General features: G+C 64.5%; 22 protein-coding genes. All 22 read left to right on the top strand.

What is annotated here, in order from left to right; all coding sequences use genetic code 11:
• Window positions 1-74: 74 nt before the first annotated feature.
• The 22 genes from HGQ17_RS09730 to dnaE all read left to right on the top strand — a co-directional run bounded on the left by HGQ17_RS09730 (window position 75) and on the right by dnaE (window position 25324).
• Complete coding sequence (locus HGQ17_RS09730; RefSeq protein WP_168887749.1) at window positions 75-482, top strand: DUF3040 domain-containing protein; 408 nt, start codon at window positions 75-77, stop codon at window positions 480-482.
• 326 nt (window positions 483-808) lie between these two features.
• The gene (gene mraZ / locus HGQ17_RS09725) at window positions 809-1240 is read left to right on the top strand and encodes a division/cell wall cluster transcriptional repressor MraZ (RefSeq protein ID WP_168887796.1); all 432 of its coding nucleotides are present in this window, start codon (window positions 809-811) and stop codon (window positions 1238-1240) included.
• Between the two features lie 172 nt (window positions 1241-1412).
• Window positions 1413-2411, top strand: coding sequence for a 16S rRNA (cytosine(1402)-N(4))-methyltransferase RsmH (gene rsmH, locus HGQ17_RS09720; RefSeq protein ID WP_168887748.1), 999 nt, complete (start codon window positions 1413-1415; stop codon window positions 2409-2411).
• A complete protein-coding gene (locus HGQ17_RS09715) occupies window positions 2408-3055 on the top strand; it encodes a hypothetical protein (protein ID WP_168887747.1) in 648 nt (215 codons plus the stop codon). The genes rsmH and HGQ17_RS09715 overlap by 4 nt, the downstream gene beginning before the upstream one ends.
• Window positions 3056-3072: 17 nt before the next feature.
• Entirely contained in the window at window positions 3073-4839 is a 1767-nt protein-coding gene (locus HGQ17_RS09710; RefSeq protein ID WP_168887746.1) for a peptidoglycan D,D-transpeptidase FtsI family protein, read from the top strand.
• A gap of 59 nt (window positions 4840-4898) precedes the next feature.
• Window positions 4899-6467, top strand: coding sequence for a Mur ligase family protein (locus tag HGQ17_RS09705; RefSeq protein ID WP_324615246.1), 1569 nt, complete (start codon window positions 4899-4901; stop codon window positions 6465-6467).
• Window positions 6464-7885 (top strand): UDP-N-acetylmuramoyl-tripeptide--D-alanyl-D-alanine ligase, encoded by a 1422-nt coding sequence (locus tag HGQ17_RS09700; RefSeq protein ID WP_168887745.1) that lies wholly within the window; start codon window positions 6464-6466, stop codon window positions 7883-7885. Before HGQ17_RS09705 ends, HGQ17_RS09700 begins: the two co-directional genes overlap by 4 nt.
• Window positions 7886-8995 (top strand): phospho-N-acetylmuramoyl-pentapeptide-transferase, encoded by a 1110-nt coding sequence (gene mraY / locus HGQ17_RS09695; RefSeq protein WP_168887744.1) that lies wholly within the window; start codon window positions 7886-7888, stop codon window positions 8993-8995.
• 1 nt (window position 8996) lies between these two features.
• Window positions 8997-10493 (top strand): UDP-N-acetylmuramoyl-L-alanine--D-glutamate ligase, encoded by a 1497-nt coding sequence (gene murD / locus HGQ17_RS09690; protein WP_168887743.1) that lies wholly within the window; start codon window positions 8997-8999, stop codon window positions 10491-10493.
• Window positions 10494-10505: 12 nt separating this feature from the next.
• Window positions 10506-11840, top strand: coding sequence for a putative lipid II flippase FtsW (gene ftsW, locus HGQ17_RS09685; RefSeq protein ID WP_168887742.1), 1335 nt, complete (start codon window positions 10506-10508; stop codon window positions 11838-11840).
• Window positions 11841-11866: 26 nt separating this feature from the next.
• Window positions 11867-12973: an undecaprenyldiphospho-muramoylpentapeptide beta-N-acetylglucosaminyltransferase gene (gene murG, locus HGQ17_RS09680; RefSeq protein ID WP_168887741.1), complete on the top strand. Its 1107-nt coding sequence runs from the start codon at window positions 11867-11869 to the stop codon at window positions 12971-12973.
• On the top strand, window positions 12970-14376 hold the full coding sequence (murC, locus tag HGQ17_RS09675) for a UDP-N-acetylmuramate--L-alanine ligase (protein ID WP_168887740.1): 1407 nt from the start codon (window positions 12970-12972) through the stop codon (window positions 14374-14376). Before murG ends, murC begins: the two co-directional genes overlap by 4 nt.
• Window positions 14373-15125, top strand: coding sequence for a cell division protein FtsQ/DivIB (locus tag HGQ17_RS09670; protein ID WP_168887739.1), 753 nt, complete (start codon window positions 14373-14375; stop codon window positions 15123-15125). The genes murC and HGQ17_RS09670 overlap by 4 nt, the downstream gene beginning before the upstream one ends.
• A 317-nt stretch (window positions 15126-15442) precedes the next feature.
• The gene (gene ftsZ / locus HGQ17_RS09665) at window positions 15443-16654 is read left to right on the top strand and encodes a cell division protein FtsZ (RefSeq protein ID WP_168887738.1); all 1212 of its coding nucleotides are present in this window, start codon (window positions 15443-15445) and stop codon (window positions 16652-16654) included.
• A gap of 14 nt (window positions 16655-16668) precedes the next feature.
• Window positions 16669-17379 (top strand): polyphenol oxidase family protein, encoded by a 711-nt coding sequence (locus HGQ17_RS09660; protein WP_168887737.1) that lies wholly within the window; start codon window positions 16669-16671, stop codon window positions 17377-17379.
• A 10-nt stretch (window positions 17380-17389) separates the two neighbouring features.
• Complete coding sequence (locus HGQ17_RS09655) at window positions 17390-18151, top strand: YggS family pyridoxal phosphate-dependent enzyme (RefSeq protein WP_168887736.1); 762 nt, start codon at window positions 17390-17392, stop codon at window positions 18149-18151.
• A 49-nt stretch (window positions 18152-18200) separates the two neighbouring features.
• The gene (locus HGQ17_RS09650) at window positions 18201-18881 is read left to right on the top strand and encodes a cell division protein SepF (protein WP_168887735.1); all 681 of its coding nucleotides are present in this window, start codon (window positions 18201-18203) and stop codon (window positions 18879-18881) included.
• A 45-nt stretch (window positions 18882-18926) separates the two neighbouring features.
• Complete coding sequence (locus tag HGQ17_RS09645; protein ID WP_211090578.1) at window positions 18927-19226, top strand: YggT family protein; 300 nt, start codon at window positions 18927-18929, stop codon at window positions 19224-19226.
• 109 nt (window positions 19227-19335) lie between these two features.
• Window positions 19336-20244 (top strand): DivIVA domain-containing protein, encoded by a 909-nt coding sequence (locus tag HGQ17_RS09640; RefSeq protein WP_168887733.1) that lies wholly within the window; start codon window positions 19336-19338, stop codon window positions 20242-20244.
• 15 nt (window positions 20245-20259) lie between these two features.
• Window positions 20260-20847 carry a signal peptidase II gene (locus HGQ17_RS09635; RefSeq protein WP_211090577.1) on the top strand — a complete coding sequence of 196 codons (588 nt, stop codon included), beginning with the start codon at window positions 20260-20262 and terminating at the stop codon, window positions 20845-20847.
• Window positions 20844-21800, top strand: coding sequence for an RluA family pseudouridine synthase (locus HGQ17_RS09630; protein WP_168887732.1), 957 nt, complete (start codon window positions 20844-20846; stop codon window positions 21798-21800). Before HGQ17_RS09635 ends, HGQ17_RS09630 begins: the two co-directional genes overlap by 4 nt.
• On the top strand, window positions 21797-25324 hold the full coding sequence (dnaE, locus tag HGQ17_RS09625; protein ID WP_168887731.1) for a DNA polymerase III subunit alpha: 3528 nt from the start codon (window positions 21797-21799) through the stop codon (window positions 25322-25324). The genes HGQ17_RS09630 and dnaE overlap by 4 nt, the downstream gene beginning before the upstream one ends.
• The last annotated feature ends 5 nt before the right edge of the window (window positions 25325-25329 follow it).

Below are 25329 nucleotides of genomic sequence, written 5' to 3'. Positions count from 1 at the left end.
GCTATGTGCAGAGGCCCCGGAGAAGATAGACTTTAATCCCTAAGGCCATGACCGGAAATCCGAGGAGCGAGACAATGCCACTGTCGGAGCGAGAACAGCGGATGCTCAGGGAGCTGGAGGAACAGCTTCAGACTGAGGATCCAAGTTTTGCGAGCTCCCTGCAGGAAGCTCCTGTCGGCAAGCTGAATGTACGAAACCTCGTGCTCGGACTGCTGGTGGCCGTTGCAGGCATCGGTGTCCTGGTGCTGGGCATCTACCAGCAGCTGATCCCCGTGGGGATCGCCGGGTTCGTCATCATGGGCATCGGCGTCTACTTCGCCACCACGGGCGGAGTATCCTCTGCCGGTCCCAAGAACAGCAACGGTGGAAACGGCAATGGGGGAGGATCCGGTGGATCCGGCCCCAAGAGCTCCACCCCAAGCCCCTCAGGCGGCTTCATGTCCAACCTGGAGCAGAAGTGGGAGCAGCGGCGCCAGCAGTAGCTCCTCCACTTCCCACCACCTAACCCCTGCGAGAGTTCTCGCAGGGGTTTTCTTCTGTCCAGGGGGCTGTTTGTGCCCTCTCTGTGGGATCTTCCTCCACTTTCCTCCCCACCGTCCTCCAGTGGGCTCCCCACTTTCCCCCACTGAGTCCCCGCCATGTAAAACCGCAGGTCAGAAGAGGGTATCTAGAGGCGTCATCGTGAGTCTCGATCCCCGGAAACACGCCTAAGGGGTATATTCAGGGTGGTTATTGTTGGAAAGTGGGGGGAAGTGGAGTAAAGTGGAGCGCGATGGGAAAGTGACTCCAAGCGAAGGAGATGGGCGCCATGTTTCTCGGCACCTATACCCCTCGCCTGGATGACAAAGGGCGCCTCATCCTGCCTGCTAAATACCGTGACGAACTGGCCGAAGGCCTCGTTCTGACCCGGGGGCAGGAGCGCTGCATCTACGTGTTCAGCACTGACCAGTTCGCGGCAGTGCATGCACAGATGCGGCAGGCGCCCCTGACTTCCCGTCAGGCACGTGACTACATCCGCGTGTTCCTCTCCGGGGCTTCGGACGAGACTCCGGATAAGCAGGGACGGGTCACCATCCCCCCGAACCTGCGGGAATACGCGGGACTGGACCGTGAGGTCACAGTCATCGGCGCCGGCGACCGCGCCGAGATCTGGGACACCGCGGCCTGGAATAGCTACCTGGAGGAGAAGGAGTCCGAGTTCTCCTCCACCGACGAGGAAGCCATTCCCGGACTCTTCTGAGCCGGAGACGGAATCTTCGCCAGGCAATTACATAGGGGCCCTTTGGTAAGCCTCCTTACCGTTGCGGACCAACCTGACTTCTCTTCCCCGATGTCAGGCTGGACCCAACGGTGGGGGAGCCGGCTGAAGGGCCTCATTCATCCGTAGACGCCAATGCCGCTAGGAGACCGACATGGCTGACCGTGCACCCGCTGACCGGCATGTGCCGGTTATGCGTGATGCCTGCATCAGCCTCCTGAGCCAGGCAGCCCAGCGGATGCAGGAGGCCACCCCGGTGGTCATCGACGCCACCCTCGGCATGGGCGGGCACACCGAAGCCTTGCTGGAGGCAGATCCGGCGGTGACCGTCATCGGTATCGACCGCGACCCCCAGGCGCTCCAGCTGGCCGGACAGCGACTGGCCGGCTACGGTGACCGCTTCCGCAGCGTACGGGCGGTCTACGACGAAATCGACGAGGTGGCCCAGACCCTGAAGCCCGGTGAGGCACTAGCCGGAGTCCTCTTCGACCTCGGAGTCTCCTCCCTGCAGCTGGACGAGGCAGAACGTGGCTTCGCCTACTCCTATGACGCCCCGCTGGATATGCGCATGGACTCCTCAGTCGACTCCGAGGATCCCACCGCCGCCGAACTGCTGGCTGTGATCAGTGAGCCCGAACTCAAACGCATCCTCTCCCAATACGGTGAGGAGCGCTTCTCCGGGCGGATCGCATCAGCCATCGTCCGGGCCCGGGCGAACACACCCCTGACCACCACCGCCCAGCTGGCCGAAATCATCGACGCCGCCGTGCCCGCAGCAGCCAAACGAACTGGCGGGCATCCGGCCAAGCGCAGCTTCCAGGCCATCCGGATCGCGGTCAACCAGGAACTCGAAGTCCTCGAGCGGGCGATCCCCGCCGCTATGGACGCCGTCGCCGAGGCGGGCGCCGTCGTCGTGCTCTCCTATCACTCCCTGGAGGATCGGATCGTCAAACGGACCTTCACTGCCCGGACGAAATCCTCCGCTCCGGCCGGGCTGCCGGTGGAACTGGAGGAGCATCGGCCCACCTTCCGGCAGCTGATCCGCGGCGCTCACCCACCAGAACCCCGGGAAATCGCTGAAAACCCGCGAGCCGCCTCCGCAAAGCTGCGAGCGGTTGAGAAGATCACCCCCATGGCAAGGAGCACCTCATGAGCTTGGCTACGGTCTCCGATCTGCGCGAAGAACAACGCCAGTCAGGCGAATCCGGGCAGAAGCCCAAACCCGCGCTGCAGGTGCTGCCGAAGATCCGCCGCCGGCAGCGTGGACTCGCCGCCGGTGTGATCATCCTGCTCGTGGCAGCCCTGGCCGCAGTGCTCACCGTCAACATCCACGTGGCCAACACCCAGTACCAGCTGGTGCAGATGACCAATGAGCACCAGTCCCTGGTCCACGAGAACGAGGCCCTGGCCGAACAGGTCCAGTACCTGCAGTCACCCCAGGCGCTGTCGAACTCCGCGGTCACCATCGGCATGGTCATGCCCGCGACAGCTGGAACCTTCGACCTCGAAACCTCGAGCGTGGTCAACAGCGCCGAAGAGGCCCCCTCCACCGGAGCACCCAGCACCTTCGTCGGGGCACCCCAGGAGCCAGGGGCCGAGGCGCCGGCGGCTGTAGACGTCTCTGAACACATCCTGGACGCACCCGGTGGCCTCACTGGATCCGGCGCGTTGCACACCCTCACCGAGGGTTCCGCAGGACAGAATGGAGCCGGCGGAGAGGACCAGAGCACCTCCGCCGACCGCGGGGTCGGCCTCAACGGCGGAACGATCCCCGCGCCCCGGCTGGACGAAGACTAGGAGGACGGCGAGAACCCATGACACGGACCCTCTCGCTGCGCATGCGGATCGGCCTGGCCGTGATGCTTGCCATGCTCGTAGTGCTCGGCGGCCGGCTCTTCCACGTCCAGGGACTCGACCCCGCAGGTCACGCCCACGAAGCGCTGTCCAACCGGCTGCACAGCATTGAGCTGCCGCCAGCCCGCGGTGACATCCTCGATGCTCAGGGGCGGCTGATGGCCAGCTCCGCAGACCGCTTCGACATCGTCGCCGACCCCCGCCTGGTCGGCGAATACACCGTCTACGACGAGCAGCTTCAGATGCAGCGACCGGTCACCGCCGATGAGGCCGCGGTGGAGATCGCCACCATCCTCGACCTCGAAACCGAGGATGTGCTGGAGGCGATGACCGAGGAGGACACCCACTACTCGGTGATCACCCGCTCGGTCACTCCCGAGCAGCAGCGCCAGATCATGGAACTGGAGGTTCCCGGGGTCTACGCCGAACCGGTCTCCGAGCGCACCTACCCCTCGGGCCCGGTGGGCGGCTCGATCATCGGCTTCGTCGGCTCCGACGGCCCCCTGGAGGGCATCGAATCCGCTGAGGATGAAGCACTCACCGGTGAGCCGGGGGAGCGGGTCTACGAAATCGGCGCCGACGGAGTACGCATCCCCAATGCCACCTATGAGGAGATCGCCGCCGAGGACGGTCAGGACATCCGGCTGACCATCGACCAGGACCTGCAGTGGTTCGCCCAGGAGGCCATCGCCGAGAAGGCCAGCCAGTACAACGCCCAATGGGCCAATGCCACGGTTCTCGACCTCAAAACCGGCGAGATCATGGCCATGGCCGACTCCGAATCAGTGGACCCCGCCAACCCCGGGGACTCCGATGAGCTCTTCCGCCGCCCCCTTGCCCTGACCCAGGACTTCGAACCCGGCTCGGTGGGTAAAGCCCTCACCTTCGCCATGGCCCTGGAAGAGGGTCAGATGCAGCCCGATGACGCCTTCACTGTCCCGGACCAGCTGACCGTCGACGGCGAGACCATCCAGGACGCCCGGCCCCATGACACCTACGAGATGACTGCCGCCGGTATCTTCGCGAGGTCCTATAACACCGGCACCGTGATGATTGGCAACGAGGTCCCCGAGGCCACCCGCTACGACTACATGCGCAAGGTCGGCCTCGGCGAGACCCTGGATGTGGGCCTGGGCATCGAGGCCGAATCTATCCTGCGCCCACCCGAGGAATGGGACCCCCGCCAGCCGCTGACCACCCAGTTCGGCCAGGGCTACACCACCAGCGTGCTGCACAATGTGCAGCTCTACCAGATGCTGGCCAATGACGGGGTGAAACAGCCCCTGCGCATTGTGGACTCCTATATCGACCCCGACGGCGATGAGCACCCCGTGGAGACTGAATCCGAACGGGTCTTCTCCTCGGAGACCAGCCAGGAGATGCTCAAACTCATGGAAGGTGTCGTCGACTATGGCTCGGCCATGGACGCCGAAATCGAGGGCTACCGGGTCGGCGGAAAGACCGGCTCTGCCGAAACTGCCGGTGAACACGGCGGCTTCGACGGCTACACCCAGTCCTTCATCGGTGTGGCACCGCTGGAGGACCCCCAGTACCTGGTCTCCGTGACCCTCCACCGGCCCCAGGGCCAGTGGGGCGAATGGGAGATCACCGACACATTCACCGAGATCATGTCCCACACTCTGGCCTCCTACGACGTCGCGCCCACAGGGGCCGACTCGGAGGCATATGATGGATTCGTGGGCGAGAGGCAGGACTATCCGTGGTAACCGTGGGCAGTCTCACAGAACACCTCAGCGCCACGGGATATGATCCGATTCTTACCCCCGTGGCGGATTTTGCCGACCGCACAGAGATCACTGGCGCCGCCATGGCACCAGACCGGGTCGAACCAGGAGATCTCTTCGTCGCGATCAGCGGAGCCCGGGCACATGGGGCAGATTTCATCGATAAGGTCATCTCCCGCGGGGCAGCCGCCGTACTCACCGACGCCGCCGGTGTCACCAAAATCCGGGAGGCCATCGGCTACCGGATCCCAGTGATCGAAGTTGCCGCAGTCCGGGACGCCGCCGGCCCCGCCGCAGCTGTCATCTACGGCACAACGGCAAGCTCCGATCCGGCCCTGTTCGGGGTCACCGGCACCAACGGCAAGACCACCACCACCTACTTCCTGCGGTCCCTGCTATCGACTCTTCTGGAACCGAAGCAGAAGAGCACCGGGCTGATCGGCACCATCGAGATCGCCGCCGGGCCCAGCCCCGAGACTTCGGAGCGTATCGCCTCGGATATGACCACCCCCGAGGCAGTGGCCCTGCATAAGCTCATGCATGAATTCCGGTCCAAGAACGTGGCCGCAGCCGCCATGGAGGTCTCCTCCCATGCGATCAGCTACCAGCGGATCTCCGGGCTGTATTACGACGTCGCCGGCTTCACCAACCTCACCCAGGACCATCTGGACCTGCACGGGACCATGGAGGAGTACTTCGCCGCCAAGGCAGGACTCTTCCGCCGCTCCCGCACCCGGACCTCAGTCATCACCGTCGACGACGCCGCGGGCCACCGGATGGCTGCGGAGGCCACCGGACATGTGGTCACCCTCTCCACAAGCGGCCAGGCCGCCCAGGCGCACTGGGAGGTCGAGGACACCGCAGCCGAGGGGCTGGGCACCGCATTCACCCTGACCAATCGACACACCGGCGAACGCATCCGGACCTCCACCGCCCTGCCCGGGGACTTCAATGTCTCCAATGCGGCATTGGCGGCGGTCATGGTGCTCGAAGCTGCCAGCGACCCGGAACGGCCCCAGGAGTTCAGCCGCGAGGACGTGGTGGAGGCGCTGGAGAGCAAACAGCCCTTCCACGTCCAGGTGCCCGGCCGGATGCAGGTCATCGCCGAAACCCCTGCCGCCATCGTGGACTTCGCCCATAACCCCGATGCCATGATCCGCACCCTCGAGGCCGTGCGGAAACCCATGCAGGAGCAGAACCGCGGCAAACTCATCCTGGTCATCGGCGCTGCCGGTGAACGCGATGCCAGCAAACGCCCCACTATGGGAGCCATTGCCGTGCGGATGGCCGATCACGTGATCATCAGCGATGACGACCCCCACGGCGAGGACCCCGCAGAGATCCGCGCCGGGCTGCTCGAAGGCGCCCACGATGCGATCACCACCGGCGGGCTGGAGACTGTTCTCGAAGAGATCACCCCCCGCGGGGATGCCATCGCCGCCGCTGTGGCAGCCGCAGGCGAAGAGGACACCATCCTGCTGGCCGGACGAGGACACGAGGACCACCAGGATGTCGCCGGAGTCCGGGTGGCCATTGACGACCGGGCCGAGCTGGCCGCCCAGCTGAAGGCCCGAGGATTCACAACACTGACTGGTAGTGGTGCCGCATGATCCCGTTGACCGCCGCAGAGATCGCCCAGGCCGTCTCCGGGAGACTGCACGGCGTGGAGGACCCCGAGGCCCTGACCCTCACCCACGCCGAAACCGACTCCCGGCAGATGCGTACAGGCAGCCTCTTCATCGCCAAACCCGGAGAGACCACCGACGGGCATAACTTCATCGACCAGGCCCTGGAGGTCGGGGCGCAGCTGGTCCTCGCCGAACGCGAAACCCAGGATGCCAGCGGCAACCCGCATCCGGCCGTGATCGTCGACGACGCCGTGGCAGCCATGGGCGCCCTGGCCGCTGAGGTAGTCCGCCGCATCGGGGACCATTCCCCGACCACCGTCATCGGGATCACCGGCTCAGCCGGAAAGACCACCACCAAGGATCTCCTGGCCGCACTGCTGAGCCCCGAAGGCCCCACAGTGGCCCCCCAGGGCTCCTATAACGGTGAGGTGGGTGTTCCGCTGACCGTATTCACCGCCGAGCTGGACACCCGATTCCTGATCATCGAGATGGGAGCCGATGCTCCGGGCAATATCCGGGAACTCTGCGAGATGGTCCACCCCGAAATCGGTGTGGTCCTCATGGTGGGAACCGCCCACGCCGGGAAATTCGGCGGCACTGACAAGATCGCGGCAACTAAGGGAGAACTCGCCGAGGCCATACCGGCGCAGGGACATGTGATTCTCAACGCCGACGACGCCCAGGTCTCCGCCATGGCTGAGCGCGCCCAAGCGCCCATCACCTGGTTCGGAGAATCCAGCGCGGCCGATCTCCGGGCCGAGAACCTCACCCTCGACGAACAGGGGCACCTCGTCTTCGATCTGGTCTCTGAGACTGGTCGCAGCACCGTCACCTCGGGGCTGATCGGGGCCCACCACATCACCAATATCCTCGCCGCCGCCACAGCCGCCCACCGGGCCGGGGCCGAGCTAGAGGAGATCGCCTCCCGCCTGCAGGGACTGGGACCCAGCTCACGCTGGCGGATGGAGCGCACCGACCGCTCCGATGGGGTGACCATCATCAATGATGCCTATAACGCCAACCCCGAATCCATGCGGGAGGCCCTGCGCACCCTGGCCATCCTCAGCCGGGAGGCCGGCCGGCGCAGTGTCGCCGTACTGGGTGAGATGCTCGAGCTGGGGGAGGAGTCTCCCTGGCGGCACCACCAGATTGGTGAGACCGTTGTACGCCTGAACATCGACCAGACCCTGGTGGTCGGCGAAGGGGCATATCCGCTCTACCGCGGTGCCATTGCCGAAGGTTCATGGGCAGATGAAGTACATTGGACCGCTGACGCCGAGCAGGCCGAGGCCTGGCTTCGGGCCGCCCTTCGACCTGGGGATATCGTTTTGTTTAAATCCTCCAACGGAGCCGGTCTTAGACTTCTGGGAGACATAATCGCAGCTGAGGAAAGGAACTGAGTGATCGCAGTTGTCATCGGTGCCGCCCTCGGGCTGCTGTTAACCCTCGCCGGCACTCCGCTGTTCATCCGTTTCCTGGTGAAACGTGGATACGGCCAGTTCATCCGCGACGACGGCCCCACCAGCCACCACGTCAAACGGGGCACCCCCACGATGGGTGGTGCGGTGATCATCCTTGCCGTCTTGGTGGCCTATGCCGCCACCCACGGCATCATGATGCTCACCTCGGATGTTGCCACCGGCCCCACTGCCTCCGGTATGCTGCTCCTGCTGCTGCTGGCGGGTATGGGTGTGGTCGGATTCTTCGACGACGCCGCCAAGATCACCAAGAAGCAGTCCCTGGGACTGACCCCCTGGGCCAAGATCTTCGGTCAGGGTGCCGTCGGCGTGCTCTTCGCCGTTCTGGCACTGCAGTTCGAGGACAGCCAGGGACTGACCCCAGCCTCAACCGCAGTCTCCTTCGTCCGGGAGACCGCCTTCGACTTCGCGGTCTTCGGCACCATCATCGGCGGCATCCTCTTCGTCATCTGGGCGAATCTGATCAATACCGCGACCACCAATGCGGTCAACCTCACCGACGGGCTCGATGGGCTGGCGGCAGCGGCGACCGCAATGGTCACCGCTGCCTATACGATCATCTCGATCTGGCAGTACAACCAGGCCTGCAATGGGGGACGGCGCGCGGTCGAGGAAGTCTGCTATACCGTCCGTGACCCCATGGATATGGCCATGCTGGCAGCCATCATCACCGGCGCGCTGATCGGCTTCCTGTGGTGGAACACCTCACCGGCGAAGATCTTCATGGGCGATACCGGCTCCCTGGCCCTCGGCGGTGCCTTGGCCGGTTTCGCGATCCTAACCCACACCCAGCTGCTGCTGGCCATCCTGGGCGGGCTGTTTGTGATCATCACCTGCTCGGTGATCATCCAGGTCGGCTACTTCAAGCTGAGCAAGGGCAAACGCGTCTTCCTGATGGCCCCACTGCAGCACCACTTCGAGCTCAAGGGCTGGGCAGAGGTCACCGTCGTGGTCCGGTTCTGGATCATCGGCGCACTCTCCGTCGGCCTCGGCCTCGCCGTGTTCTACGGCGAGTGGGTGGTGACGCAGTAGCGTGTCTGCCACCCTCCCTGAGCTGCACGGCTGGGACGGCCCCTGGAAGGGACTGAAGGTCCTGGTCACCGGACTCGGGGTCACCGGCTTCTCAGCAGCCGATACCCTGGCCGAACTCGGCGCCGAGGTCGTCGTCGTCGACGGTGTTGAGACCGAGAAGAAACGCATGGATGCAGCGACCCTCCAGATTGTGGGGGTAGCCGATATCCGTTTCGGCAAAGAGCACACAGAGAATCTGCCCGAGGGGCTCGACCTCATCGTCACCTCACCGGGGTGGCGGCCGGACTCTCCGCTGATCTCAGCGGCAACCGCGGCCGGCATCCCCGTCTGGTCGGATATCCAGTTGGCTAGGCGCCTGGGACCCCGTCCCGGTGCACGCAGCCCCGAATGGCTCGTGCTGACCGGCACCAACGGGAAGACCACCACAGTGACCCTGCTGGAGCAGATGCTCATCGCCGCCGGCCGGCGAGCCGTGGCCTGCGGCAATATCGGTATGCCCATCCTGGACGCCATCCGCGACCCTGAAGGCTTCGATGCTCTGGCCGTAGAACTCTCCAGTTTCCAGCTGCACTACACCGAACCTCTGCAGCCCCTGGCTGCGGCAGTGCTCAACCTCGCCGAGGACCACGTGGACTGGCACGGTAGCCAGGAGGAATACGCCGCCGCCAAGGCAAAGATCTACGAGGGCACCCGGATCGCCTGCGTCTACAACGTCGAGGACCCCACCACGGAGAAGATGGTCGCCGAGGCCGATGTGACCGAAGGCTGCCGGGCCATCGGGTTCACCACCGGGGTCCCGGATGTCTCGATGCTCGGTGTGGTCGACACCGAGGAGGGCGACGCCCTGCTGATCGACCGGGCCTATCTGGACAACCGCCGCAACCAGGCCCTAGAACTGGCCGCACGCTCCGACTTCGGTCCGCTGGCCCCGGCCCATCTGGTGGCCAATGCCCTGGCCGCAGCAGCACTGGCGAGGGCCGCCGAGGTCCCCCCGGAAGCAGTCAAACAGGCGGTCGTCGACTACCAGGCTGCCGAGCACCGCATCCAACCGGTGGCCAAGGCCGATGATGTGCTCTGGATCAACGACACCAAGGCCACCAACCCCCATGCCGCCGCAGCCTCCCTGGCCGCATTCACCGATGTGGTCTGGATCGCCGGGGGCCTGCCCAAAGGCGTGGACTACACCGACTTAGTCCAGCAGGCCGGGCATCGGCTGCGCCATGTGATCCTCATCGGTACAGACTCTTTTCAGCTGCGTTCCAGCCTTGAGCGACACGCCCCGCAGGTGCCCATCACCGAGGTGAGCACAGGTGATGATGGACAGCGAGCAATGCGTGAAGCAGTCGCCGCGGCCGAGGATGTCGCCCAACCGGGGCAGACAGTCCTGCTGGCCCCAGCAGCTGCCTCGATGGACCAATTCGCCTCCTACCAGGAGCGCGGAGAGGCCTTCATCGAGGCCGTGGCGGAACTGATGCAGCGCAAAGGATTTACGACCTAAAGGGAGGCTGGGATGACGACGCTGCGGCCCGTCGACGACCTTCCTGAGACCTCTGACGAGAACGAGACCACGGAGAAGCCCTCCGACGGCTCTGCCGGCCGGGCCTGGCGCGCCGAACGCGCGGCCCGGCGCCAGGAGCGGGTCAAAAAGTTCTGGAACATCTTCGAAGGCGGCAACCCCTACACCAACTACTGGCTGGTGCTGGGGGCGACAATCGCCCTCGCCGCCATCGGCCTGACCATGGTGCTGTCCTCGACCTCCATCGACGCCGATGGACAACCCTTCACCACCGCCACCCGGCAGGCAGTCTGGGCGGTGATCGGAGTCGTCGGCATGTTCGCCATGACCCTGATCCCCACCCGCTGGATGGGCTGGATCGGCTGGGCCATGATGCTCTTCTCCGCGGTCCTGCTGGCCCTGGTGGCCTTCTCACCCTGGGGCTACACCGGTGGTGGTTCCACCAACTGGCTGCGCATCGGCTCCGTCCAGGGCCAGCCCTCTGAGCTGGCCAAACTGGCCCTGGTGCTCTGGGGCTCAGCGGTGCTGGCGCGCAAAGGCAAATTGGTCAGCCAGTTCACCCACTGGATGATGCCCTTCATCGCCCCCGGCACCCTAGCCGTGCTGGTTCTGGTGCTCGCCGGCGGTGACCTCGGAACCTCCATCGTGATCATCGTTCTGGTCGGGGCCATGATCTTCGCCGCCGGCGTTGCCATGCGGTACTTCGCCGTGGCCGCCGCCGGGGCAATCGCAGCAGTGGCCCTGCTGATGTGGATCACGCCCTACCGCATGGAACGGGTCTACGCCTGGCTGGGCACCAACTGTGACGGCCCCGGGGACCCCTGCTACCAGACCCAGCAGGGAATCTACGCCCTGGCCTCCGGCGGCTTCTGGGGCGTCGGCCTCGGCCAGTCCCGGCAGAAATGGGACTACATCCCCGAGGTCCACAATGACTTCATCTTCACCATCATCGGTGAGGAACTCGGCCTGCTGGGCACCTTCCTGGTCCTGGGACTCTTCGCGACCCTGGTGGTCGGCATCTTCCGGGTGGCCAATGGAGTCACCGGCACCGGCACCGAAGCCCGGTTCGTGAAACTGGTCTGCATGGGCATCATCGCCTGGCTGGTCGGTCAGGCCTTCATCAATATCGCCATGGTCACTGGTCTGCTGCCCGTGGTCGGGGTGCCCCTGCCGTTCATCTCCTACGGCGGATCAGCGCTGACCTGTGCCCTATTGGCCATCGGCGTGGTGCTGAACTTCGCCCGGCGTCAGCGGCTCGAATCCCAGAAACCGACCAAGCGTCCCAGCCGCCGGCCGAAGCGGAATAGACTGGCACCGCTGAACGCCTAAGACCACCCAGGGGAGGAAACCCGTACATGAGCGCTGCCACCGTAGTCCTGGCAGGCGGAGGAACAGCCGGACACATCAGCCCGATGCTCGCCATCGCCGAAGCCCTCAAGCGGCTGGCACCGCAGACCCAAGAGTCGATGATCGGCACCACCTCCGGCCTGGAGACCCGACTGGTCCCCGAAGCCGGCTACGAGCTGGACTACATCGACAAGGTTCCCCTGCCGCGGCGCCCCACCCGGGATATTTTCCGGTTCCCGGCACGGTTCAAACAGGCCACCGCTGATGCCGAAACAATCCTGAAGAACCGCGGAGCCGACGTCGTCGTCGGAGTCGGCGGCTATGTCTGCCCACCGGTCTACCGGGCCGCGAAGAAACTGGGCATCCCGGTGGTGATCCATGAGGCCAATGCCCGCCCCGGAATCGCCAACCGGCTCGGAGCACGCAGCGCTGCCTTCATCGGCACCGCCTTCGAAAACACCCCCCTGAAGAAATCCCAATGGGTGGGAATGCCGATGTCTCGACAGATCTCCCAACTCGACCGAGACGCCACCCGCGAGGAGGCCCGCCGCGAACTGGGCATCGACCCCGAGAAACCCACTGTGGTGGTCACAGGTGGATCCTCCGGGGCGCTGAACCTCAATAAGGCCATCGCCTCCGCACTGCCGGATATCCTGGAGACCGGCGCTCAGCTGCTTCATCTGACCGGTGAGGGCAAGACCGTCACCGACGAGGACGGCCAGCCCCTGCAGGCCAGCGACTACCACCAGCGCGAATACCTCAACGGTATGCACCTGGCCTATGCCGCCGCCGACCTCATCGTCGCCCGGGCCGGTGCTGCCACTGTCTCCGAGGTGGCTGCGGTGGGACTTCCGGCAGTCTTCGTGCCACTGCCCATCGGCAATGGCGAACAGGAGCTCAACGCCCGTGGCCTCGTCGACGCCGGCGGGGCACTGATGGTCAAAGACGAACACTTCACCCGCCCCTGGATCCAGCGCAATATCCTCCCGCTGCTGGAAGACCCCCGTCTGCTGCAGACCATGCAGCAGCACTCTGCCGAACGCGGAATCACCGACGCCGACGAGCGGATGGCCCGTGCGGCCCTGCAGGCTGCAGGTATCGAGGTGGCCGAATGAAGCTCGACGAACTCGGCACCGTCCACTTCCTCGGCATGGCCGGAGTCGGTGTCTCCGCGGTGGCCCGGCTGATGCTGGAGGCCGGTGTGCCCATCTCCGGAACAGATGCCAAAGACCTCCCGGTCCTCGAGGAGTTCCGGGCCGCCGGAGTCCCCGTCCGTGTCGGCTACCGGGCGGAGAACCCCTCCGATATCGAGGCAGAGACCGGCCGGCCCATCAACACGGTGGTGGCCTCCTCAGTGGCCCGGGCGGGAAACCCCGAGTACGACGCCGCAGCCGAGGCAGGAGCGCGCCTGCTGCACCGCTCGGAGGGACTGGCAGCAGTGATGGCCGAAAAGCGCGCCATCGCCATCGCCGGAACCCACGGTAAGACCACCACCAGCTCCATGACCGCGGTCATGCTGGAGGCTGCCGGATATGCCCCCAGCTTCGCCATCGGGGCCAATGTAGCTGGATTCAACACCAATGCCCGGACCGGAGCGGGGGAGTGGTTCGTGGCCGAGGCCGATGAATCGGATGCCTCCCTGCTGAACTACCGGCCCGAAATCGCCGTGGTCACCAACGTGGAGCCCGACCACCTCGACCACTACGGCACTGCCGAGGCAGTCGAACAGGTCTTTGTGGACTTCACCGAACGGATCACCGAGGGTGGAGCCCTGATCTACTGCGCTGATGACCCCGGAGCAGCCGCATTGGGGGAGCGGACCGCAGAGGCCCTGGCCGCCCGAGGGATCCGCAGCATCTCCTACGGCACCACGCCTGAGGCACAGCTGCGGCTGAGCGGGCTCACCGCCGATGGCCTCGACCAGCGCGGGCAGCTGCACTGGCAGGACCAGAGTGCCGAACTGCATCTGGTGGTGCCCGGGGAACACAATGCGCTCAACGCCACCGCCGCAGTCGCCGCCGGACTGGCCGCAGGCTTCCAGCTCAGCGAATGCGCCCAGGCCGTGGCGGATTTCCGCGGAAGTTCCCGCCGCTTCGAGCTCAAAGGCGAGGCCGGGGGAGTCCGAGTCATCGACGACTACGCCCACCACCCCACTGAGGTTGAAGCCGTTCTCGCGGCAGCCCGCAGTGCCTGCACCGGATCCGTCCACGCTGTCTTCCAGCCCCATCTGTTCAGCCGGACCCAGTCCTTCGCCGCCGAGTTCGGCAATGCGCTGAAGGCCGCAGACACGGTCAGCGTTCTGGAGATCTACCCCGCACGGGAGGAGCCCATCGCAGGAGTCACCAGTGAACTGCTGGGACACCCGGTGCGCAGCCGCGAAGAGGCCACAGCCGCCGTGGTGGGCTCCGCGGAGCCCGGCGACCTCGTGCTGACCATCGGCGCCGGAGACATCACAAGTCTCGGGCCCGAAATCGTCACCGCACTGCAGAGCGACCTCGCCCAGGAGCGGCCTGCATGACCGAAGCACTGGCTTCCTTCCCGGAGCCGGAGGCAGTCGGGGCACGTCGCCGCCGTCGCCGTGGGATCATCGTGCTGATCGCCGGACTGGCCGCCCTGCTGGGGCTCATCGCCACGATCTACTACTCACCACTGCTGCCGCTGCGCAATATCGAGATCAGCGGCAATGAGCTGCTCACCGATGGGCAGGCCGAGGAACTACTCTCCGATCTCTACGGAGAGCCGGTGGCCCAGGTCGGCCCCGGGGACGTCCGCCAGCGGCTCGAGGAGCAGAATGTGCTCGCCGAGGTCGATTCCAGGCTTGAACTGCCGGATACGCTCGTCGTCGAGGTCGTGGAGCATCCCCCGGTGGCAGAGGTGCACCAGGATTCTGATGTGCATCTCTACAACGAGCACGGCGAGATCATCCGTACCTTCGCCGGGGCCGAACAGCTCGACGCCGAGGACTACGCGACCCCACAGGTCTCCTCTGAGGCCGCACTGGAGGATGAGGCCGTCTTCGGCACTATCGTCTCCGTCTTGGGGCAGCTTCCCCCGGAGGCCCGAGCCCAGATGGATTCGGCCACTGCAGACTCCATCGACTCCGTTCAATTGGAACTGACCGATGGACGTGTGGTGGTCTGGGGTTCTGATGACCGAGGCCAGGAGAAGGCCGCTGTGCTCGAGGCGATCCTCGCCTCCGAGGATGAGGCCTTCACTGAGGCTGAGGTGATTGATATATCCACGCCGTCCACCCCGGTTACCAGCTAGCCGGAGGCCCTGCGGGTAAGGTGGTCGAAACAACTGAAGATGAAGCCCTCTGCCGGGGCGATCCGCTAAGGTTCAAGCTCAACTTGAACCTTGCTGGTAGGCCCCGCGGAACAGAAGAATGACACCTGTCACGAAGGCTCCCGTCCGGAACAGCCAGGACGATGTCGACAGTGCTTGAACTCCCCGAGGCATCCGCGAACTGCCTCGGTGGGTATCGGACACACTGGAGACGGGGAAGACAGTGAGGAGTCGTTCATCCGCTTCCCGGCGGGGGTCTTCGTGCACCTGGACTTCTCGAGACTAAGGGACTAACTCACGTGGCAACACCGAACAACTACCTGGCCGTGATCAAGGTCGTCGGCATCGGCGGCGGCGGCGTCAACGCCGTCAACCGCATGATCGAGGTCGGACTGCGCGGCGTGGAGTTCATCGCCATCAACACCGATGCTCAGGCCCTGCTGATGTCGGATGCCGACGTCAAGCTCGATGTGGGCCGGGAACTGACCCGTGGCCTCGGCGCCGGAGCCAATCCTGAGGTCGGCCGCCAGGCCGCCGAGGACCACTCCGAGGAGATCGAGGAGGTCCTGCGCGGAGCCGACATGGTGTTCGTCACCGCCGGTGAAGGCGGTGGAACCGGCACCGGTGGTGCCCCTGTGGTCGCCCGCATCGCCCGTTCCCTGGGTGCACTAACCATCGGTGTGGTCACCCGGCCCTTCACTTTCGAAGGTCGCCGTCGTGCCACCTCCGCAGAATCCGGTATCGAGGCGCTGCGCGATGAGGTCGACACCCTCATCGTCATCCCCAACGACCGGCTGCTGTCCATCAGTGACAAGAACGTCTCCGTGCTGGACGCCTTCCGCTCCGCCGACCAGGTGCTGCTCTCCGGTGTCCAAGGCATTACCGACCTCATCACCACACCCGGTCTCATCAACCTCGACTTCGCCGATGTGAAGTCCGTGATGCAGGGTGCCGGCTCGGCACTGATGGGCATCGGCTCGGCCAATGGCGAGGACCGTGCGGTCAAGGCCGCCGAACTGGCCATCGCCTCCCCGCTGCTGGAAGCCAGCATCGACGGCGCCCACGGTGTGCTGCTGTCCATCCAGGGTGGTTCCGACCTCGGCCTCTTCGAGATCAACGAGGCCGCACGCCTGGTCCAGGAAGTCGCCCACCCCGAGGCCAACATCATCTTCGGTGCGGTTATCGACGACGCCCTCGGTGATGAAGCCCGGGTGACTGTGATCGCCGCCGGCTTCGACGAGGCCGATATGACCTCCAAGCCGGCAACTCCGGCACCGGCAGCCAGCTCGCCGCAGCGGCCGGTGGCTCCGGTGGCAGGTGCGACCACTGCCGGCACCGGTGCTGCTGCCACCGCAGGCTCGGCATCCTCCCAGGACACTGCCCCGACCCCGCGCGCCACAGAGCAGCAGGCCCCGGAGCAGCCCGCAGAGGAAGAGCTGCCGGAGATCATCGAATCCGACTACAGCGGTAAATCCGACGACGACCTGGACGTCCCCGACTTCCTGAAATAAGGGCGCCGGAGCCTATGAGTCTCTACTGGGAGACCGAACACCGGGGATTCCGGCTGGGCTTCACCTCCGCTGAGACCGGCAACCTCTCCCTGAACCTGGGGGAGGCCGGCTCAGCACAGGATCATCGGAACCGCCTGGCCGAGTATCTCGGTCACACCGAACTGAAGTTCCTCAGCCAGGTGCACTCCGCCGATGTGCTTGACGCCTCCGGTGTGCCGGTCACCGAGAGCCCCACGGCGGATGCCTGGATCTCACCGGATGGCAGCCATCCGCTGGCGATTATGGTCGCCGACTGCCTGCCGGTGCTCTTCTACGCTGAAACTGCTCAGCACAGCCCACTGACCGCAGCTGCCCATGCCGGACGTCCCGGACTCTTGGCCGGGGTCCTGGAGAACACGGTGGAACAGCTGCGCGAATACGGGGGAGAATCCATCACCGCCTGGATTGGGCCTGCCGCCTGCGGTGACTGTTATGAGGTCCCCGAAGATATGCACGCTGAGCTCACCGCAGATCGCCCCGCTCTGGCCTCGACCACCAGCTGGGGGACTCCTGCTCTGAACCTGCGTGCTGAGGCACGTGCTGTGCTGGAAACTGCTGGGGCCGACGTGGTCGATATCTCCGGCTGCACTATCGAGGACCCCACCCTGTTCTCCCACCGTGCCAGCCAGCAGCAGGGGCGGCCCGAGGGGCGCCTGGCCGGGGTCATCGCCCCGGCAGCCCAGTAGGGTGGTACTGATGGATTTTGCGACTGCCTTCCACTCTGCTGCGGAGAACACCACTGATGAGCGCACCCGCGAACTGGCCCTGAACCTCGCCGCCGTCCATGAGCGGATTGATGAGGCCTCTGTGGCTGCCGGGCGAGAGGACCGCCCACAGCTGATCGTGGTCACCAAATACTTCCCGGCCAGCGATGTGCGCAGACTCCACGAACTGGGAGTGCGTCATATCGGGGAGAACAAAGACCAGGAGGCCGGTGCCAAAGCCCAGGAAGTGGGCCCCCTGGAAGAGCTCACCTGGCATTTCATCGGCCAGCTGCAGTCCAATAAAGCCAAATCGGTGGTCCGCTACGCCGATTGGGTGCACTCGGCAGATCGAGTCAAAATCGTCAACGGCCTGCATAAGGCAATGGAGAAGGAGATCGGCGAAGGCCACCGGGAGCAGCCGCTGAACCTCCTGCTGCAGGTGGACCTCCGCGATCCCGTCTCCGAGGACGGCCGTGGCGGCTGTTCCCCCAAGAATCTCAAAGCGCTGGCTGAGGCCGCAGCATCCAGCCCCCATCTGCGACTCAGTGGACTCATGGCAGTGGCTCCACTGGGGGAGGAGCCTGAACCGGCATTCGCCCGGCTGGCCACTATCGCCGAGGACCTACGGGCCGACCATCCCGGTGCGAGCATGCTCTCGGCGGGAATGAGTCAAGACCTCGAAGCCGCTGTGGCCCATGGTGCGACACACCTGCGCATCGGTCGCGATGTCCTGGGCGAAAGGCCCTACCGCTAGTAATGTCGGAATCGCGACACAACCAAAACCTTCCCCAGGAGCTTGAACCATGGCCGGTGCATTCAAGAAGACCATGATCTACCTCGGCTTGGCCGACGGTGACGACTACCAGGAGGACAGCTTCAGCAACGAGGAGCGTCCGAAGTCCTCCCGCCAGACATCCTCCGCTCCTGCAGCAGCCGCTGCAGCCCCAGCACGTGCCGCCGCTCCCGCTGCGAGCGTTCAGACCCAGCCCGCCCCCTCCGCCGCTGCCAGCCAGCCGCAGCCCACTGGCGCTGTGGTCTCCCTGGCTGACCACGCCGCAGCCCAGGCTGAGGCGCCCCAGCAGGACGCCGCGGGCTCCTACAACCAGACCAACCTCGCCGTGGACCCCGATTACCGGGCCCCGGTGACACCCATCAAGCGTGCACCCTCCTCCCGGGACGAAAGCTCACCCATGCGAAAGATCACCACTGTTCACCCCCGCTCCTACAACGACGCAAAGATCATCGGTGAGTCCTTCCGCGAGGACATCCCCGTGATCATGAACGTCACCGAGATGGGCGAGGCAGAGGCCAAGCGTCTGGTGGACTTCGCAGCCGGACTGGTCTTCGGTCTCGGCGGCTCCATCGAGCGGGTCACCAATAAGGTCTTCCTGCTGACCCCGAAGAACGTCGAGGTCCTCGCCGAGGAGCAGGCCGCGGAAGCAGAGCCGGCAGAGGCCGGCGCTAAGTTCTTCAACCAGAGCTGAGGATGTCCCCTCGGAACTGAAACGGTAGGCTAGTCTGCTGTGGACATGATCACTGCACCCCTGTACATCCTGCTGACCGTCTTTCAATTCGCACTGATCGCAAGGATCGTGTTCAACGTGACCGAATCCTATGCGCGGATGTGGCGGCCCAAGGGAGCAGTGTTGGTCCTGGCAGTAGCCATCTACGGCATCACTGATCCGCCACTGCGCTGGCTGAACCGGAAGATCCCCCCGCTGAACCTCGGCGGTGTCGCATTGGATATGGGGTTCATCATCGTCTTTATGGTGGTTATGATCGCCAAGTCTCTGATTCTCGGAAACGCTGACGTCGTCATCAGGCAGTGACTGTAACCCTGACTTGAAGGTTTGGGTCGAAGCGCATACTGTCGCCTGGGTATTCTGACCGGGATACGGTTACCAGCTAACGGCCACTGACGATGAGGTGACGCTTCCCATGGCTCTGACGCCTGAAGACCTCCTGAATAAGGAGTTCCCGGAGACCAAGTTCCGCCCGGGCTATGACAAGGACGAGGTCGACGACTTCCTCGATGAGGTTGTGGTCGAATGGCGGCGGCTGATTCAGGAGAATGAGCAGCTTCAGGCTGAAGTCACCTCCCTGCAGGAACAGCTGGTCGAGCCCGATGACCTCAACGATGCCGGCCTCTCCGGCTACGCAGGCAGCGCAGCCGAGGTCACCGGCACTATGGAGAGCGTCGAGGAGGAGCCCGAGGCGCCCGCCGAGCCGGAGCCTGCACCCGAGGCAGCCGAGCCCGCCGAGAGCGAGCCCAAGGCCGATCCCAATGTCACCGCATACCCCGAATACGCCCTGGGCACCCGGCCGGCCCAGGAACGCCCGGCATCCACCGGCGAGAGCGGTCAGCCCGCTGCAGAGGCAGCCGGTGTGCTGGCAATGGCCCAGAAGCTGCACGACCAGTACGTCGCCGAGGGCGAGCAGACCCGTGCCGCCTACATCAAGGAAGGCGAAGACACCCGCGCGGCCTACATCGCCGAGGGTGAGCAGAAGCGTGCCGAGCTGATCCACGAGGGTGAGACCAAGAAGGACGAGCTCATCACCGAGGGTGAAGAGACCCGGGCCAACTACATTGCCGAGGGTGAGCAGAAGCGCACCGAACTGGTGACCGAGGCTGAGACCCGTGCGGAGAACATGATCGAGGAGGCCGAACTGACCTCCACCCGCACACTCAATGCCCTGGAGCGGAAGAAGACCGACCTCGAGGCCAAGGTCAGCGAGCTCACCGGCTTCGAGCGTGACTACCGCGCCCGCCTGAAGGACTACATCGAGGGCCAGCTCAACGAGCTCAACTCCCAAGGCTCCATTGAGAAGGAAGCCGCCGGAGAGTGACGTAAACTGGCGGGGATGTCAGAAGCCCCACTCAAAAAACCAACACGCAGGACCGCGATCCTCCTCGCTGCGGGGGTCGCGGTCTTTGCGTTGCTGCTGGACCAGGTCGTCAAGATCTGGGTCGAGACCACCATGACCCGGGCCGATGAATTCGAGGTCATCCCCGGTCTGGTCTACTGGCGCTACCACCTCAACCCCGGTGCTGCCTTCTCCATGGGCACCGAATACACCTGGGTGTTCACCATCATCCAGGCCACCGTGCTGACCTTCGCAGTGATCTACGCACTGCGGCTGGGCGGTTCCTGGCTCTGGGCATTGGGCTTAGGCGGACTCGCCGGGGGAGTGGCCGGCAACCTCACCGACCGGCTCTTCCGTGCCCCCTCCCTGGTGGACGGCAGCTTCGAGCAGTTCGGTCAGGGACATGTGGTGGATATGATCGCCGTTCCTAATTTCGCCGTCTTCAATGTGGCCGACAGCTTCATCGTCTGCTCCATCATCGGACTCTGCGCCATGATGCTCTTCGGGCTCAATATCGACGGCACCCGCGAATCCCAGAAGAAGACCAAATCCAGCGACGACGACTCCGAAGAGGTCACCCAATGACAACCCCCTACCAGGTGCCCCAGGAGCTGGGCGGAAAACGGGCCGACGCCGTCGTCGCCGGTCTCTGCGACACATCCCGGACCGAGGCTGCCGCCTGGATCGCCGAGGGACGGGTCGCCTGGGCTGAGGACCGCAGCCAGAGCCACGCCCAGCAGAACCGGGCTGCCGGTGCCCTGGTGAAGAAATCGGAGAAACTGCCCACCGGGGCGGCGATCACCGTCGATATCCCGGAACCGGTGGACCCCAGCGAGATCAAGGTGGAAGCCGTGCCAGAGATGCGACTGCTCTTCGAGGATGAGGACCTCGTGGCCGTGGACAAACCGGTAGGCGTAGCAGCCCACCCCTCACCCGGATGGCAGGGTCCCACAGTCATCGGCGGACTGTTGGCCGCCGGAGTGGAGGTCTCCACCTCCGGTGCCCAGGAGCGGCGCGGGATCGTCCACCGGCTTGATGTGGGCACCTCCGGGGTTATGGTCGTGGCCAAAACCGAGCGGGCCTACAGCGTGCTGAAGAACGCCTTCCGCGACCGCACCCCAACCAAGACCTACCACGCACTGGTCCAGGGTCTACCCGACCCCCATGAGGGCACTATCGACGCCCCCATCGGCCGGCACCCCGGCCACGACTGGCGCTTCGCTGTGCTCGAGGGCGGACGTGAGGCCCGAACCCACTACCGGCTGCTGGAGGCCTATGGCCGGGCCAGCCTCATGGACATCACCCTGGAGACCGGGCGCACTCACCAGATCAGGGTGCACTTCTCGGCCCTGGGCCACCCCTGTGCCGGTGACCTCACCTATGGGGCAGATCCCCACCTCGCCGCTGAGCTGGGACTGACCCGGCAATGGCTGCACGCCCACCAGCTGGGCATTGCCCACCCGGTCAGCGGCGAAAAGATGACCTTCACCTCTGAATACCCGAACGATCTCGATCAGGCTCTGGAGATTCTCAGATGAGCAAGGATTTCGTCCACCTGCACAACCACACCGAGTACTCCATGCTCGATGGTGCCGCCAAGATCGACGAGCTCTTCGCCGAGACCAAGCGGCTGGGCATGAACTCGATCGCGATGACCGACCACGGGTTCCTCTTCGGCGCCTATGAGTTCTGGAATAAGGCCCAGGACTACGACATCAAGCCGATCATCGGCCTGGAGGCCTATCTGACCCCCGGCACCCACCGGACGGATAAGACCCGTGTGCGCTTCGGCGACGGCGTCGACGACGTCTCCGGAACCGGTGCCTATACCCATATGACCATGTGGGCCTCCTCCACAGAGGGTATGCACAATCTCTTCCGGCTGGGTTCCCGCGCCTCCTTGGAAGGGCACTTCTACAAGCCCCGCGCCGACCGTGAGCTGCTCAATGAATACGGCCGCGGGCTCATCGCCACCACCGGCTGCCCCTCCGGAGAGATCCAGACCCGACTGCGCCAGGGCCAGTACGAGGAGGCCAAGAAGGCCGCAGGGGAGTTCCGGGATATCTTCGGGGCCGAGAACTTCTACTGCGAGATCATGGACCACGGCAACGAGATCGAACGCCGGACCAAGGCCGAGCTGCTGCGCCTGGCCAAGGATATGAACCTGCCGCTGGTGGCCACCAATGACCTCCACTACACCCATGAGCATGACGAGCACACCCACAGCGCACTGCTCTGTCTGCAGACCGCGGCCACCCTGGATGACCCCAAGCGCTTCAAATTCGAAGGCGAGGGCTACTATCTGAAGTCCCCGGCCCAGATGCGGGAACTGTTCAAAGAGTTCCCCGAGGCCTGCGATAACACCCTGGACATCGCCGAGCGCTGCGAGGTGGAGTTCGACCTCGATGCCAGCTATATGCCCCGGTTCCCCGTCCCCGAAGGGGAGACCGAGGAATCCTGGTTCATCAAAGAGGTCCAGAAGGGCCTGCACTACCGCTACCCGGACGGAATCCCCGACGACGTCCAGGACCAGGCCCAGTACGAGATCGGGGTCATTACCCAGATGGGCTTCCCCGGGTACTTCCTGGTGGTCGCCGACTTCATCAACTGGGCCAAGGAGAACGGCATCCGGGTGGGCCCCGGCCGTGGCTCCGGTGCAGGTTCCATGGTCGCCTACGCGATGCGAATCACCGATCTCGACCCCCTGCAGCACGGACTGATCTTCGAGCGGTTCCTCAACCCCGACCGTGTCTCCATGCCCGACTTCGACGTCGACTTCGATGATCGTCGCCGCAGCGAGGTCATCGACTATGTGGTCAAGAAGTACGGTGACGAGCGGGTGGCGATGATCGCCACCTACGGCACCATTAAGTCCAAGCAGGCGCTGAAGGACTCCGCACGTGTGATGGGTGAGCCCTTCGCCACCGGTGAGCGTCTGACCAAGGCTATGCCGCCGGATGCCCAGGGCAAGCCGATGCCCCTCGGCGAGATCTTCGATAAGCAGGCTCCGCGCTACGCCGAGGCCGGGGAAATGCGCGAGACCGTGGAATCGGATCCGCGGCTGAAGGAGATCTTCGATCTGGCCTCCGGTCTGGAGGGTCTGAAACGCCAGTGGGGTGTTCACGCCGCAGGTGTCATCATGTCCTCCGACCCCCTGCTGGACATCATCCCGCTGATGCGCCGCGAGCAGGACGGGGCGATCATCACCCAGTTCGACTACCCCACCTGCGAGACCCTGGGCCTGATCAAGATGGACTTCCTGGGTCTGCGAAACCTCACGATCATCTCCGATGCGATGGAGAACGTGCGGCAGAACAAGGGTGAGGAGATCGACCTCGAGAACCTCGACCTCAATGACAGGCCCTCCTATGACCTCCTGGCCAGCGGTCACACCCTAGGCGTGTTCCAGCTGGACGGCTCGGGGCTGCAGTCACTGCTGAGGCAGATGCGTCCGGATAACTTCGAGGATATCTCCGCGACCATTGCCCTCTACCGTCCGGGTCCGATGGGTGCGAACTCGCATACCAATTACGCCAAGCGTAAGAACGGGCAGCAGGATGTCACCCCCATCCACCCGGAGCTGGCCGATGCCCTCTCCGAAATCCTGGACACCACCTATGGCCTGATCATCTATCAGGAGCAGGTGATGGCCATTGCGCAGAAGGTCGCCGGATACTCCCTGGGCCAAGCCGATATTCTGCGCCGCGCCATGGGTAAGAAGAAGAAGGCCGAGCTGGATAAACAGCAGGTCGGCTTCTTCGACGGTATGAAGTCCAACGGCTACTCCGAGGAGGCAGCCCAGACGCTCTGGGACATCCTGCTGCCCTTCTCCGACTACGCGTTCAACAAGGCGCATTCGGCCGCCTATGGGCTGATCGCGTATTGGACCGCCTACCTCAAGGCCAACTATCCGGCTGAATACATGGCGGCCCTGCTGACCAGTGTCGGTGAAAACCGGGACAAGCTGGCGATGTACCTCTCCGAATGCCGCCGGATGGGAATCACCGTCACCCCGCCCTCGGTCAATGATTCCGATCTGACCTTCACCCCGGTCGGTGACGACACCATTCGCTTCGGTATGGGCGCAGTCCGCAATGTCGGATCCAATGTGGTGGCCGGAATCGTCTCCGCCCGCGAGGAGCAGGGGGCTTACACCTCCTTCAGTGACTTCTTCAAGAAGGTTCCGCCCCAGGTGTGCAATAAGCGCACCGTGGAATCTCTGATCAAATCAGGGGCCTTCGATGAGCTCGGTCATACCCGCCGGTCCCTGGTGGCTATCCACGAATCTGCCGTCGACCAGGCGGTCAAGCAGAAGAAGGATGCCCTGCAGTACGAAACCGATATCTTCGGTGCGCTTTCCTCAGGTGATGACGGGCTGGATAGTTTCGACGCCGTCGTCGTACCTGAGCTGCCCGAATGGGAGAAGACCGACAAGCTGGGCTGGGAACGGGAGATGCTGGGACTCTACGTCTCCGATCACCCCCTGCAGGGTCTGGAGCGGATGCTCTCCCAGCACGCTGACCGCTCTGTCGCCTCGGTGATGAGTGAGGATGGACCGCCCGATGGCGCCACGGTGACCATCTGCGGAATGATCACCTCTCTGCAGCGGAAGGTGGCGAAATCCGGTAACCCCTATGCCCGGGCTGAGATCGAGGATCTGGTGGGCACTATCGAGGTCATGTTCTTCGGCAAGACCTACCAGGCGGTGTCCATGGTTCTGGCCGAGGACCTCATCGTGGCGGTCAAAGGACAGGTTGACCGCCGTGAGGATGGGGGGGTGGTGCTCAAGGCCATGGACGTCACCGTTCCCGATATCCAGGAGGACGGAGAGACTGGGCCGGTGGTGCTCTCTATGCCGGTGCAGAAGGCCACCGAGAAGGTGCTTACTGAGCTGGGTTCGACCCTTCAGGCCCACCGTGGACGTTCAGCAGTACAGATCAAACTGGTCACCGGTGAACGGGTCGAGGTTATGCAACTGGGGCACGACTATCAGGTCACGCCCTCGCCCTCGCTCTACGGTGACCTGAAAGTTCTGCTGGGGCCAGCCTGCCTGGAGAACTAATATTA

Origin of the sequence: Nesterenkonia sedimenti (genome assembly GCF_012641515.1) — a bacterium.
Lineage (GTDB): Bacteria > Actinomycetota > Actinomycetes > Actinomycetales > Micrococcaceae > Nesterenkonia > Nesterenkonia sedimenti.
The sequence above is the reverse complement of the archived record's forward strand: the minus strand, read 5'-3'. Positions and strand labels throughout refer to the sequence as shown.